The following is a 16,065-nucleotide window of genomic DNA, read 5'->3' on the forward strand; positions in this document are numbered from 1 at the left end:
CCGAGGACCCGGCAGCCTCCGCGTGGGATACTCGGCACTTGTCGGAACGCCCAAGACCCACTCGGGCACAACCTCACAGGAACGGCAGCTCATGGCCTCGGTCCCTTCCCTCGCTTCCTCCGTCGAACAGCGCCTCTCGGACGCCCTCGTCTCCGCCCTGCCGGAGGCCGGTGCGGCCGACCCGCTGCTGCGACGAAGCGACCGGGCCGACTTCCAGGCCAACGGCATCCTGGCGCTCGCGAAGAAGGCCAAGGCCAACCCGCGGGAGCTGGCGACGACCGTGGTCGAGGCCATCCCCACGGGTGACCTGATCAAGGAGATCGAGGTCTCGGGCCCCGGCTTCCTCAACATCACCGTCTCGGACGAGGCGATCATCCGCACCCTCGCGGCGCGCGCCGCCGACGACCGCCTCGGCGTGCCGCTGTCCCCGACCGCCGGCACCACGGTGATCGACTACGCGCAGCCGAACGTGGCCAAGGAGATGCACGTCGGCCACCTGCGGTCGGCCGTGATCGGCGCGGCGATGGTGGAGATCCTGGAGTTCACGGGCGAGAAGGTGGTCCGCCGCCACCACATCGGCGACTGGGGCACCCAGTTCGGCATGCTCATCCAGTACCTGCTGGAGCACCCGCACGAGCTGGACCACAAGGGCGGGGAGGGCGAGGCGTCCGGCGAGGAGGCCATGTCCAACCTGAACCGCCTGTACAAGGCCTCGCGCGCGCTGTTCGACTCCGACGAGGAGTTCAAGACGCGGGCGCGGGCGCGGGTGGTGGACCTCCAGGCGGGCGACCCGCAGACCCTGGCCCTGTGGCAGCGGTTCGTGGACGAGTCGAAGATCTACTTCTACTCGGTCTTCAACAAGCTGGACATGGACATCCAGGACCCGGACGTGGTCGGCGAGTCCGGCTACAACGACATGCTGGTGGAGACCTGCAAGCTGCTGGAGGAGTCGGGCGTGGCCGTCCGCTCCAACGGTGCGCTGTGCGTGTTCTTCGACGAGTACAAGGGCCCGGACGGCAACCCGACGCCGCTGATCGTCCAGAAGTCGGACGGCGGCTTCGGCTACGCCGCGACCGACCTGTCGGCGATCCGCGACCGCGTGGGGAACCTGAACGCGGACACGCTGATCTACGTGGTGGACGCGCGGCAGTCGCTGCACTTCAAGATGGTCTTCGAGACGGCCCGCCGGGCGGGCTGGCTGAACGACGAGGTCAAGGCCGTCCAGCTGGCCTTCGGCACGGTCCTGGGCAAGGACGGCAAGCCGTTCAAGACCCGTGAGGGCGAGACGGTCCGGCTGGTGGACCTGCTGGACGAGGCGGTGGAGCGGGCCGCCTCCGTGGTCCGGGAGAAGGCCCAGGACCTCACGGAGGAGGAGATCGCCGAGCGCGGCGCCCAGGTGGGCATCGGCGCGGTGAAGTACGCGGACCTCTCCACCTCCGCCTCGCGCGACTACAAGTTCGACCTGGACCAGATGGTCTCGCTGACCGGTGACACGTCCGTGTACCTCCAGTACGCGTACGCCCGTATCCAGTCGATCCTGCGCAAGGCGGGCGAGGCCCGGCCGGCCGCCCACCCGGAGCTGGAGCTCGCGGCCTCGGAGCGGGCGCTGGGCCTGCACCTGGACGGCTTCGGCGAGCTGGTGGCGGAGGCCGCGTCCGAGTACGCCCCGCACAAGCTGGCCGCGTACCTGTACCAGCTGGCCTCGCTCTACACGACCTTCTACGCGGAGTGCCCGGTCCTCAAGGCCGACACCCCGCAGCAGGTCGAGAACCGCCTGTTCCTGTGCGACCTGACGGCCCGCACCCTGAACAAGGGCATGTCCCTCCTGGGCATCCGCACCCCCGAGAAGCTCTGACGCACCACCCCACGACGGCCCCCGGCGCAACCACCCCGCGCCGGGGGCCGAGTGTTTGTTCGGCCGGGGAACATCGGGTGGTAGCCGACCGTTCACGCGGCCCTCCTACGTTCGGCGCGAACCGTGCCGAACACCCGAGGGGGATCTCCCGCACATGCGCCGCAGACCGTTGAAGACGCTCACCGTCCTGGCCATCGCCAGCGCCGTGGCCGCCGGCACCGCCGTCACCGCGAACTCCGCGCCCCAGCAGAGCGACTCGCACCAGGACATCCGGAACGTCATCTACCTCCTCGGTGACGGAATGGGCCGCACCCACGTGACCGCCGCCCGTGACCGGTTCATGGGTGCCGGCGGCAAGCTCACCATGGAGACCCTCCCCAACACGGGCGCGGTCGCCACCTACGCCGTCGAGAAGAACAGCGCGAAGCCCGCCCTGGTCACCGACTCGGCCAGTTCCGCCACCGCCTGGTCCTCCGGCGTGAAGACCTACAACGCGGCCATCAGCGTGGACGCGTACGAGAAGAAGGTCACCACGCTGATGGAGCAGGCCCACGCGGCCGGCTTCGCCACGGGCAACGTCTCCACCGCCGAGGTCACCGACGCCACCCCGGCCGCCGAGTTCAGCCACGCGCTGCTGCGCGGCTGCCAGGGCCCGGTGTACTCCGACGCCGCGTGCCTGCCGAAGAAGGACGACGGCAGCTACGAGGCGGCCCCGGCCGACAAGACGCTGATCACCCCGATCGCCGAGCAGATCGCCCGCAACGGCACCGCCGACGTCATCCTCGGCGGCGGCCTGGCCCGCTTCGAGCCGGACGACCAGAAGGCCCTCCAGGCGCAGGGCTACCAGGTCCTCGGCAGCTTCGGCGACCCGAAGCTGCCCGCACAGACGGCCGCCAGCCAGCAGGTCGCCACCAAGGCGGACCTGGACAAGGCCAACGGCAAGAAGGTCATCGGCCTGTTCAACCGCGGCAACCTGACCGTGGAGCACAACAAGGCGGCCCTGCCGGCCGACGCCCCGCAGAAGCAGGAGCCGTCGCTCGCGGACATGACCCGCAAGTCGATCCAGCTGCTGACCGACCGCAAGGGCGGCTCGTACGACCGCCACAAGTCGAAGAAGGGCTTCTTCCTCCAGGTCGAGGGCGCCCAGATCGACAAGCGTTCGCACGCCAACGACGCCGCGCAGACCCTCGACGAGATCAAGGCGTTCGACGACGCGGTCAAGGCCGCGTACGAGTTCGCGAAGAAGGACGGCCACACCCTCGTGATCGTCACGGCGGACCACGAGTGCGCCGGCTTCAACATCATCGAGAAGGGCACGTACACCAACGCCGAGGCCGTGGCGCCCCCGGCGAACACGGACGCCGGCAACCCCGCCAACAACAGCGTCCCCTCGCGCACCGCCTCCGGCGCCAAGGACCCGGCCCGCTCCAGCGGCATCGTCAACGGCGCGGGCGCCGGTGACACGAAGAACTTCGCCCCGGCGACCTTCCGCACCCCGGACGACCCGAAGGACGTCAAGGACGGCAGCCCCGAGGCCAGCCTGTGGCTGACCTACCTGTCGGGCAACCACACCGGCGCGGACGTGCCGATCTACGCCTACGGCCCGGGCAGCAACGTCTTCGCCGCGAGCCAGATCAACACCGAGCTGTACGGCAAGATGTACCGCTCGCTGTTCGGCCGCTCTCCGCAGCAGCACTGATCCCCGGGCGGCCGGGGCCGGGGGCGCACTCCCCCGGCCCCGGCCGCCGTCTTTCCCCAGGAGCACTCCCGATGTCGCTGACCCACCTCCCCCGCGCGGCCGCCGCCGCCACCGCCGTGGCCGCCCTCCTCGCGCTGGCCACCGGCTGCTCGGGCGCCGCAGCCCCCGCCGCCGCCAAGGACCCGGCCCCGGCCGCCGCCCCGGTGTCCCTGCCCGCCCCGCGCAGCGCCCCGGCCCCGGCCGCCGTCCTCACCCCGGCGCCGGCCGCGGGCGAGGTCCGCACCGGGCAGGGCCCGTTCACGGACCGCGTGAAGCTGACGGACACCCACCTCACCGCGGCCCCGTCTGTCACCGGCCACATCGCCATCAGCTCCGACGTCAGCGACACCCTGGCCCTGGAGATCACCGCCGCCTACTACGACGCCCAGGGCCACCTCCTGGGCACGGGCACCTTCCACTACGAGGAGGAGGGCGAGGAGGGCCACGCCGGACAGCCCCACACGGGCCCCCGCGCCACCGGCGACGGCATCGACTTCACCGTCCCCGCCGACCACCTCACCGGCACCCCGACCGCGGCGGTCCTGTCGATCCCCGTCCTGGTCAACGAGTAGCCGCTGGAGCGCGGTGACCGGCCGGCGGGGCTCCTGCACCGGGTCCTCACCGAGCGGGGCCATCCCCCGGTCGTTGCCGGCAAGCGCGTCCTGCACTGACCCCCTCCTGACGTGACGCGAGTCACAGGGAACGTTCCCGCGGCCGGCCGCCTCCTCGATGTACCGGCACCAACGGACACTCCGAGGGGGACACGACATGGACGACGACACCGCACGCCGCCGCACGGGAGCCGCGCTGGCCGCGCTCCTGGCCGCCGACGGACTGGCGCACCTGTACTGGGCCACCGGCGCCACCTGGCCCGCCCCGAGCGAACGCGCCCTCTCCCTGGCGGTCCTGGGCACGGAGGTGTCCTTCGCCCCGCCCGTCGTCCTGCCCCTGGCCGCGCTCACCCTCACCGCCGCAGCCGCCGTCCTCGCCCACTCCCGCCGCCGCGGCGGCCGGGCCGCCCGCGCGGTCACCGGCGCGGTCGCGGCGGGCCTGGCCACACGGGGCCTCGCGGGCCTGGCCTGGGCCGCGGGGCTCCTGCCCAGCCCGCCCGGCAGCCCCTTCCACACCCTCAACCTCGCCGTCTACACCCCCGCCTGCCTCGGCTTCGGCTGGGCGGCCGCACGGCTGGCGCGCGCCAGATGACCCCGGCCGACCGCGCACGCGGCATCGCCCTCGCCCGCGCGGCCCGCGCCGGGAACACCCTCGCGCTGCACGAACTGCTCGACCACCTCACCCCCTACGTCGCCCGGATCTGCACGCCCATCGCCCTCGCGGACGGCCCGGACGCCGCCCAGGAGGCACTGCTGGCCGTCTTCACCGCCCTGCGCTCGCTGCGCGATCCCGAGGCGCTGTACGGGTGGGTGCGGGCCATCGCGGTCCGCGAGTCCGTCCGCACGGCCCAGCGCGCCTCCCGCACCCGGCCGGCTGCGGACCTGACCGAGATCCCCGCCAAGGGCGACCCCCACCTGGCCTCCGACATCGAGGACGTCCTGGCCCGCCTGTCCCCCGCCCACCGGGCGGTGCTCGTCCTGCGGGACGTGGAGGGCCTGGACGAGGAGGCCGCGGCGGCCGTCCTGGACATCCCGCCCGGCACCGCCAAGTCCCGCCTGCACCGGGCCCGTTCCAGCTTCCGAAAGGCATGGTCCGCATGACGCCGCACGAGATCGACGACGTCCACCGCCTCCGCGTCATGGCGGCGGGCGTACGAGGCGCCCAGCTGGTGGAGCGGACCCTCGCGGCCCCCTTCGAGGAGGTCTGGCCGGTCATGTCCGCCCTGGACTTCCTCCCCGACCTCCAGCACACCCGACTCCTGCACTGCGACGGCGACCGGATCGAACTGCTGGCCCGCAGCAAGTACGGCTTCCGCGCCCACCTGCGGGGGTTCCGCCGCCCGGGCTGGTGCTGGCTCCAGAGCCGCTTCCTCCTGGTCGGCCTGGCCGCCGCCCCGGACGGATCCGGCACCCGGATCGCCCTGACGGGCGGCGTCCGCGTCCCCACCCGCGCGGCGGTCCTCCCCTTCGGCACGAAGCCGGAACTCACGAAGGCCGCCCACCGCCTCGCATCCCGCGTGGCGCTCTAGCGGGCCAGCCCCCGGGAGGCGGCGGTTCACCCGGACGGCCCGGTTCCGCCCCGCAGGGACGGGTAGGGGACGGCCCGTCCACCCCCGTCCCAGACCCCGGAGGCCCCCGTGCCCGACATGAACGGCCCCTACAAGCCCGGCACCCCCTGCTGGATCGACCTGATGGTCCCCGACCAGCAGGCGGCCCTCGACTTCTACGGCGACCTCTTCGGCTGGCAGGGAGAGGTGGGCCCGCCCGAGACGGGCGGCTACGCCGTCTGCACCCTCAAGGGCAAGCCGGTGGCCGGGATCATGAAGGCGATGAACCCGGACGGCACGGTCCCCGACCCCATGCCACCCACCGTGTGGACCACGTACCTCTCCACCGACGGCCTCGACTCCACCCTCAAGTCCGTCACCGACGCCGGCGGCACGGTCATGATGGGCCCGATGGACGTCATGGACCTGGGACGGATGGCCGTGATCTCCGACCCGGCGGGCGCGGTCGTCGGCCTGTGGCAGCCCGGCACCTTCGACGGCGCGGGCATCGTCAACGAGCACGGCGCCCTGATCTGGAACGAACTGACCACGCCCGACCTGGCGGGGGCGTCGGCCTTCTACTCCTCGATCCTGCCCGTCACCACGGCACGGTCCGAGATGCCCGGCGCCGAGGAGTACATCGAGTTCCAGGTCGCCGGCCGCGCGGTGGGCGGAATGATGGACCTGAGCAAGCTCCCGCCGGGCGTGCCGCCGCACTGGCAGCCGTACTTCCACGTGGACAGCGTGGACGAGATCCAGGCGGCCGCCGTCCGCGCCGGCGGCACGGTCCTGGCCCCGGCCTTCGACATGGCGGCGGGCCGCATGGCCGTCCTGGCCGACCCCCAGGGCGGCGCGTTCTCCGTCATCACGGCCTCGATGCAGGAACAGCCGGCCTGACGACCGCCGCCCCGGCCCCGCTCGGCGACGAGCGGGGCCGCCGGTTCCCGGCGGCGTCAGCGGGCGTATCACTCGCCCCCTTCACGGGCGCGGCCAACAGCCGTCGGAGCGGAACTCGGCCCAGACGACCTTCCCCGGCGAGCGGGGCAGCACCCCCCACAGGTCGGAAACGGCCTCCACGATCCGCAGCCCGCTCCCCGGGGCCCGCCCCAGCATCCGCGACCGCCCGGGCCCGCTGTCGTGCACCTCGACGCGCAGGCAGCACCCGAAGTTCAGCAGCCGCACCCGGTACGACCGCCCCAGCGGAACCCCGTACCGCAGGGCGTTGGTCGCCAGCTCGCTGACACAGAGCACGACGTCGTCCCGCCGGTCCGGGAGCCCCCACGCGTCGAGCGTCTCGCGCGCGAAGTCCCGTGCGGAGGAGACCGTCTGGTAGGCCCGGGGGAACAACCGCTCCCGCATCAGCCCGGGTTGAGTATTTAGATCCACCGGACGATGGTCGCGCGGCGTGACTAGGCTGCTACAGAGCGCCGACCCGTACTCTGCCATGAGTACGGGTCGGCCGGGGATAATCCACGTCCGAAGGCGGGGAGTTCATCGGCATGCCACCCAAGAAGCGCCCGCGGCCCAATGCGACGACCATGAAGATGGTCGGCAAGCAGGTAGCCACCGCCCGGTTCGCCAAGAACCTGACCCAGAAGCAGCTCGCCGACCTGATCAAGGTGGACGAGGAGACGATCGGCTCCATCGAACAAGGTCGGCGCACCCTCATGCCGAACGTCGCCGAGCTGCTGGACTTCCACCTGGCTCTGCCGGGCCTGCTGACCGTGGCAGCACTCGAACTCCCCGCCGTCGACACGACACCTCCGTGGGCCGAGGAATATCTGGCCCTGGAGCGGGCGGCCATCGCCCTCTCCTGGTACGAAGGCCAGCGCGTGCCGGGGCTGCTTCAAACGGAGGGCTACGCCCGGGCCCTCTTCACATGCCGAGTCCCGGCGCACCCCCCGAAGACGGTCGAGGATCTCACCGCCCGCCGCATGGCACGCCAGGAGATCCTGCACCGCAAGACACCGCCGACCCTCAGCTTCGTCATCTGGGAACCCGCCGTCCGCCACCGCATCGGCGGACTTGAGGTGCACCGGGAACAGCTGCGCCACTTGCTCGCATGCTCGCAACTCCCTGACGTCTCCATCCAGGTGATGCCACTGGGCCAGCCCGCCCACGCGGCGCTCGACGGCCCCTTCATCCTCGTGGAGACCCCCTCACACCAGCACTTCGGGTACTCGGAGAGTCAGCGTGGCAGCAGGCTCATCTCGGACCCCGCCGAGGTCAGCATCATGGCTCGGCGATATGCGATGCTGCGGACTCAGGCCCTCAACACCGTCGAGACACAGGGCCTGTTGGACCGCCTGCTAGGAGACCTATGAGCAACTTGAAGTGGATCAAATCCAGCTACAGCGGGGGTGACGGCGACGCGTGCGTCGAGGTCGCCACCACCCCCACCACCATCCACGTCCGGGACAGCAAGGTCGAGGACGGTCCCGTCCTCGACCTTGCCCCCGCCAGCTGGGCGGCGCTCACCGGCTGGGTCAGCGGGTGATCGGGTACGACGTGCGTCCCGACGCCTCGTCGATCTCCCCGTGCGCCTTGGTGAGCAACTGTTCCTTCAGATCGTTCAGCGCGCGGGCCGCCGCGATCTCCTCGCCGACCCGGGCCTGATTACCGTCACTGGGGTGACGGCTGGCGTACCCGTGCCCGCGGACCTCGTTCCCGTCCGGGAGCCGGACGAGGGCCGCCGCCCGTGTGCGCTTGTTGTCCTCCTGGAACTCCATTTCCACATGCCATCCGACGGCATCCTTCATGGCGATCACCTCCGTGGCCGCTGAATTCCAGGGTGCACCCGGCGGCGCCCCCGCGCATCAGGTCCACTGCTCGGAGGGGGCCTGGCCCGGCAGCGGCTTGCCGATCAGGGCGAGCGGGATGAAGAAGTTGACCTGGCTGATCGCGAGGACGAGCGTCGTCAGGGCCTTCTCGTCGTAGTGCTCCGCCGCCTCCGCGAACACCTCGTCCGAGACCCGCTCGGTGCCGGCGGCCGGGGCCGTCAGGACGGCCTCGACCAGGGCGAGGGCCGCCCGCTCGGCCGGGGTGAAGCACAGGGCGTCCACCCAGGAGGAGACGGCGGTGATGCGCTGCTCGGTCTCGCCGGCGGCGCGCAGGGCGTCGGTGTGCATCGTCGTCAGGTAGGTGTTGGCGACGATCTGGCCCGCCCGCAGGTGCACCAGGGAGATCGTGGACTGCGGGACCGTGCCGTTGCCGATCACCTTGAACATCATCCCGGTCAGCGCGCCGAGGTCGGGCAGCGTCTTCACGGGGTTGGACAGGCGGGAGCGGTGGGTCTCGGTCATGGCCGGCCTCTTCTTTCGTCAGTGTCAGCGTGTCGTTCTCACTGCACTGACCCGTCCCGCGAGGCGAATGTGACAGCCCGGGCGGAAAAAATCCGGGCGGGGGGCCGTCGCACCGACCGCCCCCCACCGCCGGAGGTCAGCGCTCGTTGCGCAGCCGGCCCGCGACCTCGGTCGCCCAGTACGTCAGGATCGTGTCGGCACCCGCCCGCTTGATGCCCAGCAGGGTCTCCATGATCGCCCGGTCGCGCTCGATCCAGCCCTTCTCCGCGGCCGCCTCGATCATCGCGTACTCGCCGCTGATCTGGTACGCCGCCACCGGCACGTCCACGGCCTCCGCGACCCGGTGCAGGATGTCCAGGTAGGGGCCGGCCGGCTTGACCATCACCATGTCGGCGCCCTCCTCCAGGTCCAGGGCCAGCTCCCGCAGGGACTCGCGGGCGTTCGCCGGGTCCTGCTGGTAGGTCTTGCGGTCGCCCTGGAGGGAGGAGGCGACGGCCTCGCGGAAGGGACCGTAGAAGGCGGAGGAGTACTTGGCGGTGTAGGCGAGGATCGACACGTCCTCGTGGCCCGTCTCGTCCAGCGCGTCGCGGATCACGCCGACCTGGCCGTCCATCATGCCGCTCGGGCCCACGACGTGGACGCCCGCGTCGGCCTGGACCTGGGCCATCTCCGCGTACCGCTCCAGCGTCGCGTCGTTGTCGACGCGGCCGTTCTCGTCCAGGACCCCGCAGTGGCCGTGGTCGGTGTACTCGTCCAGACACAGGTCCGACATGATCACCAGGTCGTCGCCGACCTCGGACCGCACGTCGCGGATCGCCAGCTGGAGGATGCCGTCCGGCTCGGTGCCCGCCGTGCCCAGCGCGTCCTTGTTCTCGTCCGCCGGGACGCCGAAGAGCATGATCCCCGCCACGCCCGCTTCGACGGCCTCCACCGCGGCCTTCCGCAGCGTGTCCCGGGTGTGCTGCACCACGCCCGGCATCGCCGAGATCGGCAGGGGCTCGCTGATGCCCTCCCGGACGAACGCCGGCAGGATCAGGTCCGAGGGGTGCAGCCGGTACTCGGCCACCATCCGCCGCATCGCCGGGGTGGTGCGCAGCCGCCGGGGCCGCGAGCCGGGGAAGGATCCGTACGCGCTCATCTTCTAGTCGCCTCTTCGAGCATCGACAGCAGTCGCCCCCAGCCTATTGGCTGTCCCCTACGGCCAGTCGACCAGCGCCGAGAAGACGACCGTGTCCAGCACGACCAGACCCGGCGCGGCGAACGCCAGCCCCACCCGCCGGGCCGTGTTGCGCACCCGCCACGGCAGCGCCCAGCACCACACCAGCAGCACCAGGACTCCCACGAGCCCGGCCATGAACACCGGCCAGGCGATCCGGAAGCTCGCGTCGAAGGCGTGCGCGGCCTGCGTGTCACAGGAGTCGCAGGCCATCGGCGACATCCCCGCGAAGAACAGCGCCAGCAGGGCCGCCGGCAGCGTCACCAGCGTGGAGACCAGCGGTGCCACGAAGGCCCAGCGGGCCGGGGCGTCCGTGGTGAGGGGGTTCTCGGTCATGCCCCCACCCCACCGCACCCGCGCCCCGACCGGATCCGCACGGCTACTCAACCCGCTACTCAGCCCCGCCTGGGTACCCGGTACGCCGAAGGGGCCCGGGCGCTCTACGCACCCGGGCCCCTCCCGCCACCGCTGCGGCTAACGCCGCTAAGGCGCTCACGTCGTACGGCGGCGACGCGCGCCCGGACGGCGCTCGCTCGGCCGGGCCACGGTCTCGCCGGCCTCCTTGGCCGCCTCCCGGCGGGCCTCCCCGTACGCGGCCAGCGCCTCCGCCAGCTTGCCCACGCTCGGCTCCGGCGACAGCACGTCCACGCGCAGGCCGTGTTCCTCCGCCGTCTTGGCCGTCGCCGGCCCGATACAGGCGATGACCGTCACGTTGTGCGGCTTGCCCGCGATGCCGACCAGGTTGCGGACGGTCGAGGACGACGTGAAGAGAACGGCGTCGAAGCCGCCGCCCTTGATCGCCTCACGGGTGTCCGCCGGCGGCGGCGAGGCGCGCACGGTCCGGTAGGCGGTGACGTCGTCCACCTCCCAGCCCAGCTCTATCAGGCCGGCCACCAGCGTCTCGGTGGCGATGTCGGCGCGCGGCAGGAACACGCGGTCGATCGGGTCGAAGACCGGGTCGTACGGCGGCCAGTCCTCCAGCAGACCGGCGGCCGACTGCTCACCGCTGGGCACCAGGTCCGGCTTCACACCGAACTCCACCAGCGCGGCCGCGGTCTGCTCGCCGACGGCGGCGACCTTGATGCCCGCGAAGGCACGCGCGTCGAGCCCGTACTCCTCGAACTTCTCCCGCACCGCCTTGACGGCGTTCACCGAGGTGAAGGCGATCCACTCGTAGCGGCCGGTGACCAGGCCCTTGACCGCCCGCTCCATCTGCTGCGGGGTACGCGGCGGCTCCACGGCGATGGTCGGCACCTCGTGCGGCACGGCGCCGTACGAACGCAGCTGGTCGGAGAGCGAAGCGGCCTGCTCCTTGGTGCGCGGCACGAGCACCCGCCAGCCGAACAGCGGCTTCGACTCGAACCAGGCCAGCTCCTCGCGGCGCGCGGCGGCGCCCTGCTCGCCGACCACGGCTATGACCGGGCGGGAGCCCTCGGGGGAGGGGAGCACCTTGCCCTGCTTGAACACCTGGGCGATGGTGCCCAGGGTCGCGGTCCAGGTCCGCTGCCGGGTCGTCGTACCGCCCACGGTCACCGTCAGCGGGGTCTCGGGCTTGCGCCCGGCCGACACCAGCTCGGCGGCCGCCGCGGCGACCGTCTCCAGCGTGGCGGAGACGACCACGACGCCGCCCTCGCCGGCGCCCACCTCGGCCCAGCAGCGCGGCGAGGCGTGCTTGGCGTCCACGAAGCGCACGTCGGCGCCCTTGTCGCCGCGCAGCGGCACACCCGCGTACGCGGGCACGCCGACGGCGGTCGCGACACCGGGGACGACCTCGAAGGGGATGCCCTCGTTCGCGCAGGCCAGCATCTCGGCGGCGGCGTTCCCGTCGAGCCCCGGGTCGCCGGTGACGGCACGGACGACCCGCCTGCCGGACCGCGCGGCCTCCATGACAAGATTGGCGGCGTCGCGGATCACCGGGACCCCGGCGGCGGCTGACTTCTCGTCAGCCACCGTCAGCTGCGGCGTGTCGACGCCCGCACGCGCGTGGGTCCGTACGACGTCGAGCACCTCGGGCTCGGCGATCAGCACGTCCGCGGCGCCGAGCGCCTCCACGGCGCGCAGCGTCAGCAGACCCGGGTCGCCGGGGCCGGCACCCAGGAAGGTGACGAGCCCTTGGACCGCGACGGCCGGGAATGCGGAGGTGGTGGGGCTTGAGGGGTTCAAAGGGATCGCTCCCCCATCAGACCGGCCGCGCCCTTGGCCAGCATCTCGTCCGCGAGTTCGCGGCCGAGCGCCATGGCCTCGTCGTACGACTGGGGCACGGGACCGGTGGTGGACAGCTGCACCAGCGTGGAACCGTCGAGGGTCCCGACGACACCACGCAGGCGCATTTCATTGACAGTCTGGCCGTCGGCGAGGGCGCCCACGGGCGCGCTGCAGCCGGCCTCCAGGGCCGCGAGCAGGGCTCGCTCCGCGGTCACCGCGGCCCGGGTGTACGGGTCGTCCAGCTGAGCGAGCGCGGCGATCAGCTCCGTGTCGGACGCCAGGCACTCCACGGCCAGGGCTCCCTGGCCGGGCGCGGGCAGCACGTTGTCGACCGACAGCAGGTCGGTCGCCTCGTCACCGCGGCCGATGCGGTTCAGGCCGGCGGCGGCGAGCACGACCGCGTCGAGCTCCCCGTCGCGCACGAACTGGATCCGGGTGTCGACGTTCCCCCGGATGGCCACGCACTCGACGGACTTGCCCAGGTTCCTCGCGTACGCGTTCAGCTGCGCCATCCGGCGCGGCGAGCCGGTACCGACCCGGGCCCCGTCCGGCAGCTGCTCGAAGGTCAGCCCGTCGCGCGCCACGAGGGCGTCGCGCGGGTCCTCCCGCTGCGGCATGGCCGCGATGACCAGCTCGTCGGGCTGCGTGGTCGGCAGGTCCTTCAGCGAGTGCACGGCGAAGTCGACCTCACCGCGCACCAGGGCGTCGCGCAGCGCGGTGACGAACACGCCGGTTCCGCCGATCTGCGCGAGGTTCTCACGGGACACGTCGCCGTACGTCGTGATCTCCACGAGCTCCACGGGCCGGCCGGTGACCGCCCGGACCGCCTCGGCGACGTGCCCGGACTGGGACATGGCCAGCTTGCTGCGCCGCGTGCCAAGCCGGAGGGGCTGGTCGGGACGTGAGTTCATGATGCCCGTCCTGGGTCGTCGTTCTTCGGATCGGCCGCGTCCGCCCGGCTGACGGATGCCACCGTCTGAGGGTCGAGGTCGAAGAGTTCACGCAGCGCCTCGGCGTACCCGGCGCCGCCGGGCTCGCTCGCGAGCTGCTTCACGCGCACGGTCGGCGCGTGCAGGAGCTTGTCGACGACGCGGCGCACGGTCTGGGTGACCTCCGCGCGCTGGCGTTCGTCGAGGTCGGGTACCCGCCCGTCGAGACGTGCCACCTCCATGGCGACGACCTCGGCGGCCATCGCCCGCAGGGCGACGACGGTGGGGGTGATGTGCGCGGCCCGCTGCGCCGCCCCGAAGGCCGCGACCTCTTCGGCCACGATCGCCTTCACGGCGTCGACGTCGGCGGCCATGGGCGCGTCCGCGCTCGCTTCGGCCAGGCTCTCGATGTCCACGAGCCGCACGCCCGGGATCCGGTGCACGGCGGCGTCGATGTCCCGCGGCATGGCCAGGTCTAGCAGGGCGAGCCGCACGGGGACGGCCCCGTCGGCGTGGCTGCGGGTCCCCCGCCGGGGCTGCCGCTGCGCGGCGGCCTCGCCCTGATCGGCCCAGGCCCCGTGCAGCTCCAGCGAACTGGCGTCCACCCCGGCGAGCGCGGACCGCCCGTCCCCGACGGGACACACGTCCTCAGCGGGCGCGGCAGGCACGATGGTCCGAGCGGCCCCGGCATCGGCGAGCCGCCGCTGCCCGCCTTCAGCAGCGGCGACGAGCCGCGCCAGAACATCGGCATCGGCCAGATCAAGCCCCGCCGGCGATTGAGGCGCTGGGGTCTGGGGGCGGAGCCCCCAGGAGGCCTGGGGCGCAGCCCCGGCCACGGGGTCCGGGGCGGAGCCCTGGGAGGGGGTCCGGGGCGCAGCCCCGGTTTCTGGGGGTCCCCCCAGCGGTAGCTGGGGGAGAAGGGGCGGGGTGGGGGAATGCCCCCCAGGGCCACCCGAGACCGCGGCCGCGACATCGTCACCGGTCAGCACCAGCCCCGTGGCCCCGGTACAGGACACCACCACGTCCGCGAGCGCCAGCTCATCCGCGACGGCGGACATCGGAACGGCCCGCGCCCCCACACCGGTGCCCGAGGCAACCAGGATCTCCGCGAGACGTTCCGCCCGCTCCGCGGTCCGGTTCGCGACGGCGATCTCCGCGACCCCGACCCGCGCCAGCGTCGCGGCGGCCAGCGAGGACATCGACCCGGCGCCGATCACCAGCGCCCGCTTGCCCGCGGCCCAGTCCGCGACCGGCTCGCGCACGGCCAGCTGCTCCAGGCCGAAGGTCACCAGCGACTGCCCGGCCCGGTCGATCCCGGTCTCGGAGTGCGCCCGCTTGCCGACCCGCAGCGCCTGCTGGAAGAGGTCGTTGATCAGCCGCCCGGCGGTGTGGAGCTCCTGCCCCAGCGCCAGGGCGTCCTTGATCTGCCCGAGGATCTGTCCCTCGCCGACCACCATCGAGTCCAGCCCGCACGCCACCGAGAACAGGTGGTGCACCGCCCGGTCCTCGTAGTGGACGTACAGGTAGGGGGTGAGCTCCTCCAGCGCGACCCCGCTGTGCTGGGCCAGCAGCGTGGACAGCTCGGCGACACCGGCGTGGAACTTGTCCACGTCGGCGTACAGCTCGATCCGGTTGCACGTGGCCAGCACGGTCGCCTCGGCCGCCGGCTCGGCGGCCAGGGTGTCGTGCAGCAGCTTGACCTTGGCGTCGGCGGACAGCGAGGCCCGCTCCAGCACGCTCACCGGCGCGCTGCGGTGGCTCAGGCCAACGACGAGCAGACTCATGCCGGCATCACCGCCGGGACGTCGCCCTCGGGGCCGCCCTTGCGCGCGGAGGCCGCGCCCCGCCCGGCCGGCGGCTCGACGGCCGCGGCCGGAGCGGCGCCGGTCCCGCCGGCACCGCCCTCGGCGGGCGCGCCGACGCCCTCGGCGGCACCGCCGCCGGTCTCCTCGCCGGCCTTGCGCTGCTCGTGGAACGCGAGGATCTGCAGCTCGATCGACAGGTCGACCTTCCGCACGTCCACCCCGTCCGGCACGGACAGCACGGTGGGCGCGAAGTTCAGGATGGAGGTGACCCCCGCCGCGATCAGCCGCTCGCTGACCTGCTGCGCGGCGCCCGCCGGGGTCGCGATGACCCCGATGGAGACGCCGTTCTCCTCGATGATCTTCTCCAGGTCGTCGGTGTGCTGCACGGGCATGCCCGCCACCGGCTTCCCGGCCATCGCCGGATCGGCGTCGATCAGCGCGGCCACGCGGAACCCGCGGGAGGCGAAACCGCCGTAGTTGGCCAGGGCGGCGCCGAGGTTGCCGATGCCGACGATGACGACGGGCCAGTCCTGGGTCAGCCCGAGCTCGCGGGAGATCTGGTAGACGAGGTACTCGACGTCGTAGCCCACGCCCCGCGTCCCGTAGGAGCCGAGGTAGGAGAAGTCCTTGCGCAGCTTCGCGGAGTTGACTCCGGCGGCGGCCGCGAGCTCCTCGGAGGACACCGTGGGCACCGATCGCTCGGAGAGCGCGGTGAGCGCGCGCAGGTACAGCGGAAGCCGGGCGACAGTGGCCTCGGGAATACCTCGGCTGCGGGTCGCCGGTCGGTGAGTTCGGCCAGTTGCCACGATGCTCCTGCGGGATGAGCGGGGCTGCAGGCGGCCTCGTGTCCCAGGACC

At 72.5% G+C, this 16,065-nt stretch carries 18 protein-coding genes; 9 read left to right on the forward strand and 9 right to left on the reverse strand.

Features of this window, described 5'->3' with window-relative positions:
• Window positions 1-91: 91 nt before the first annotated feature.
• The 7 genes from argS (at window position 92) to BX286_RS16420 (ending at window position 6,648) form a co-directional block, all read left to right on the forward strand.
• Window positions 92-1,855 carry an arginine--tRNA ligase gene (gene argS, locus BX286_RS16390; protein WP_100863461.1) on the forward strand — a complete coding sequence of 588 codons (1,764 nt, stop codon included), beginning with the start codon at window positions 92-94 and terminating at the stop codon, window positions 1,853-1,855.
• A 154-nt stretch (window positions 1,856-2,009) separates the two neighbouring features.
• Window positions 2,010-3,554 (forward strand): alkaline phosphatase, encoded by a 1,545-nt coding sequence (locus BX286_RS16395; RefSeq protein WP_079427880.1) that lies wholly within the window; start codon window positions 2,010-2,012, stop codon window positions 3,552-3,554.
• Between the two features lie 71 nt (window positions 3,555-3,625).
• Window positions 3,626-4,165, forward strand: a complete 540-nt coding sequence (locus tag BX286_RS16400) for a hypothetical protein (protein ID WP_187344150.1) — start codon at window positions 3,626-3,628, stop codon at window positions 4,163-4,165.
• Window positions 4,166-4,361: 196 nt separating this feature from the next.
• The gene (locus BX286_RS16405) at window positions 4,362-4,796 is read left to right on the forward strand and encodes a DUF3995 domain-containing protein (RefSeq protein ID WP_121015313.1); all 435 of its coding nucleotides are present in this window, start codon (window positions 4,362-4,364) and stop codon (window positions 4,794-4,796) included.
• Window positions 4,793-5,305: an RNA polymerase sigma factor gene (locus tag BX286_RS16410; RefSeq protein WP_121015315.1), complete on the forward strand. Its 513-nt coding sequence runs from the start codon at window positions 4,793-4,795 to the stop codon at window positions 5,303-5,305. Before BX286_RS16405 ends, BX286_RS16410 begins: the two co-directional genes overlap by 4 nt.
• The gene (locus BX286_RS16415) at window positions 5,302-5,733 is read left to right on the forward strand and encodes a hypothetical protein (protein ID WP_261993441.1); all 432 of its coding nucleotides are present in this window, start codon (window positions 5,302-5,304) and stop codon (window positions 5,731-5,733) included. The genes BX286_RS16410 and BX286_RS16415 overlap by 4 nt, the downstream gene beginning before the upstream one ends.
• Window positions 5,734-5,850: 117 nt before the next feature.
• Complete coding sequence (locus BX286_RS16420; RefSeq protein ID WP_079431783.1) at window positions 5,851-6,648, forward strand: VOC family protein; 798 nt, start codon at window positions 5,851-5,853, stop codon at window positions 6,646-6,648.
• 81 nt (window positions 6,649-6,729) lie between these two features.
• Here BX286_RS16420 and BX286_RS16425 read toward each other — a convergent pair whose 3' ends face one another.
• On the reverse strand, window positions 6,730-7,110 hold the full coding sequence (locus BX286_RS16425; protein ID WP_079427889.1) for an ATP-binding protein: 381 nt from the start codon (window positions 7,108-7,110) through the stop codon (window positions 6,730-6,732).
• 140 nt (window positions 7,111-7,250) lie between these two features.
• Here BX286_RS16425 and BX286_RS16430 point away from each other — a divergent pair, with 140 nt between their 5' ends.
• Together BX286_RS16430 and BX286_RS16435 are read left to right on the forward strand one after the other, a co-directional pair.
• Window positions 7,251-8,075, forward strand: a complete 825-nt coding sequence (locus BX286_RS16430; RefSeq protein ID WP_079427891.1) for a Scr1 family TA system antitoxin-like transcriptional regulator — start codon at window positions 7,251-7,253, stop codon at window positions 8,073-8,075.
• Entirely contained in the window at window positions 8,072-8,248 is a 177-nt protein-coding gene (locus tag BX286_RS16435) for a DUF397 domain-containing protein (RefSeq protein WP_079427892.1), read from the forward strand. The genes BX286_RS16430 and BX286_RS16435 overlap by 4 nt, the downstream gene beginning before the upstream one ends.
• On the opposite strand, the gene BX286_RS16440 is transcribed toward BX286_RS16435, so the two are convergent.
• The 8 genes from BX286_RS16440 to BX286_RS16475 all read right to left on the reverse strand — a co-directional run bounded on the left by BX286_RS16440 (window position 8,238) and on the right by BX286_RS16475 (window position 16,014).
• A complete protein-coding gene (locus BX286_RS16440) occupies window positions 8,238-8,510 on the reverse strand; it encodes a DUF1876 domain-containing protein (protein ID WP_079427894.1) in 273 nt (90 codons plus the stop codon). The genes BX286_RS16435 and BX286_RS16440 overlap by 11 nt on opposite strands.
• A gap of 57 nt (window positions 8,511-8,567) precedes the next feature.
• Window positions 8,568-9,053, reverse strand: a complete 486-nt coding sequence (locus tag BX286_RS16445) for a carboxymuconolactone decarboxylase family protein (RefSeq protein ID WP_079427896.1) — start codon at window positions 9,051-9,053, stop codon at window positions 8,568-8,570.
• A gap of 136 nt (window positions 9,054-9,189) precedes the next feature.
• On the reverse strand, window positions 9,190-10,191 hold the full coding sequence (hemB, locus tag BX286_RS16450; RefSeq protein WP_079427898.1) for a porphobilinogen synthase: 1,002 nt from the start codon (window positions 10,189-10,191) through the stop codon (window positions 9,190-9,192).
• Between the two features lie 57 nt (window positions 10,192-10,248).
• Window positions 10,249-10,605, reverse strand: a complete 357-nt coding sequence (locus BX286_RS16455; protein ID WP_079427900.1) for a hypothetical protein — start codon at window positions 10,603-10,605, stop codon at window positions 10,249-10,251.
• Window positions 10,606-10,761: 156 nt separating this feature from the next.
• Window positions 10,762-12,432 carry a uroporphyrinogen-III synthase gene (locus tag BX286_RS16460; protein ID WP_079427902.1) on the reverse strand — a complete coding sequence of 557 codons (1,671 nt, stop codon included), beginning with the start codon at window positions 12,430-12,432 and terminating at the stop codon, window positions 10,762-10,764.
• Window positions 12,429-13,385, reverse strand: a complete 957-nt coding sequence (hemC, locus tag BX286_RS16465) for a hydroxymethylbilane synthase (protein WP_079427904.1) — start codon at window positions 13,383-13,385, stop codon at window positions 12,429-12,431. Before hemC ends, BX286_RS16460 begins: the two co-directional genes overlap by 4 nt.
• A complete protein-coding gene (locus tag BX286_RS16470) occupies window positions 13,382-15,187 on the reverse strand; it encodes a glutamyl-tRNA reductase (RefSeq protein WP_121015319.1) in 1,806 nt (601 codons plus the stop codon). The genes hemC and BX286_RS16470 overlap by 4 nt, the downstream gene beginning before the upstream one ends.
• Window positions 15,184-16,014, reverse strand: coding sequence for a redox-sensing transcriptional repressor Rex (locus tag BX286_RS16475; protein ID WP_079427908.1), 831 nt, complete (start codon window positions 16,012-16,014; stop codon window positions 15,184-15,186). The genes BX286_RS16470 and BX286_RS16475 overlap by 4 nt, the downstream gene beginning before the upstream one ends.
• Window positions 16,015-16,065: the final 51 nt, after the last annotated feature.

The organism is Streptomyces sp. 3211.6 (assembly GCF_003634815.1).
In the GTDB taxonomy this organism is placed as follows: Bacteria; Actinomycetota; Actinomycetes; order Streptomycetales; family Streptomycetaceae; genus Streptomyces; species Streptomyces katrae_A.

Excerpts from the sequence above, each read along its gene's own strand:
- argS (WP_100863461.1), top strand. The coding sequence starts at position 92 with ATGGCCTCGGTCCCTTCCCTCGCTTCCTCCGTCGAACAGCGCCTCTCG.
- BX286_RS16395 (WP_079427880.1), top strand. The coding sequence starts at position 2,010 with ATGCGCCGCAGACCGTTGAAGACGCTCACCGTCCTGGCCATCGCCAGC.
- BX286_RS16400 (WP_187344150.1), top strand. The coding sequence starts at position 3,626 with ATGTCGCTGACCCACCTCCCCCGCGCGGCCGCCGCCGCCACCGCCGTG.
- BX286_RS16405 (WP_121015313.1), top strand. The coding sequence starts at position 4,362 with ATGGACGACGACACCGCACGCCGCCGCACGGGAGCCGCGCTGGCCGCG.
- BX286_RS16410 (WP_121015315.1), top strand. The coding sequence starts at position 4,793 with ATGACCCCGGCCGACCGCGCACGCGGCATCGCCCTCGCCCGCGCGGCC.
- BX286_RS16415 (WP_261993441.1), top strand. The coding sequence starts at position 5,302 with ATGACGCCGCACGAGATCGACGACGTCCACCGCCTCCGCGTCATGGCG.
- BX286_RS16420 (WP_079431783.1), top strand. The coding sequence starts at position 5,851 with ATGAACGGCCCCTACAAGCCCGGCACCCCCTGCTGGATCGACCTGATG.
- BX286_RS16425 (WP_079427889.1), bottom strand. The coding sequence starts at position 7,110 with ATGCGGGAGCGGTTGTTCCCCCGGGCCTACCAGACGGTCTCCTCCGCA.
- BX286_RS16430 (WP_079427891.1), top strand. The coding sequence starts at position 7,251 with ATGCCACCCAAGAAGCGCCCGCGGCCCAATGCGACGACCATGAAGATG.
- BX286_RS16435 (WP_079427892.1), top strand. The coding sequence starts at position 8,072 with ATGAGCAACTTGAAGTGGATCAAATCCAGCTACAGCGGGGGTGACGGC.
- BX286_RS16440 (WP_079427894.1), bottom strand. The coding sequence starts at position 8,510 with ATGAAGGATGCCGTCGGATGGCATGTGGAAATGGAGTTCCAGGAGGAC.
- BX286_RS16445 (WP_079427896.1), bottom strand. The coding sequence starts at position 9,053 with ATGACCGAGACCCACCGCTCCCGCCTGTCCAACCCCGTGAAGACGCTG.
- hemB (WP_079427898.1), bottom strand. The coding sequence starts at position 10,191 with ATGAGCGCGTACGGATCCTTCCCCGGCTCGCGGCCCCGGCGGCTGCGC.
- BX286_RS16455 (WP_079427900.1), bottom strand. The coding sequence starts at position 10,605 with ATGACCGAGAACCCCCTCACCACGGACGCCCCGGCCCGCTGGGCCTTC.
- hemC (WP_079427904.1), bottom strand. The coding sequence starts at position 13,385 with ATGAACTCACGTCCCGACCAGCCCCTCCGGCTTGGCACGCGGCGCAGC.
- BX286_RS16470 (WP_121015319.1), bottom strand. The coding sequence starts at position 15,187 with ATGAGTCTGCTCGTCGTTGGCCTGAGCCACCGCAGCGCGCCGGTGAGC.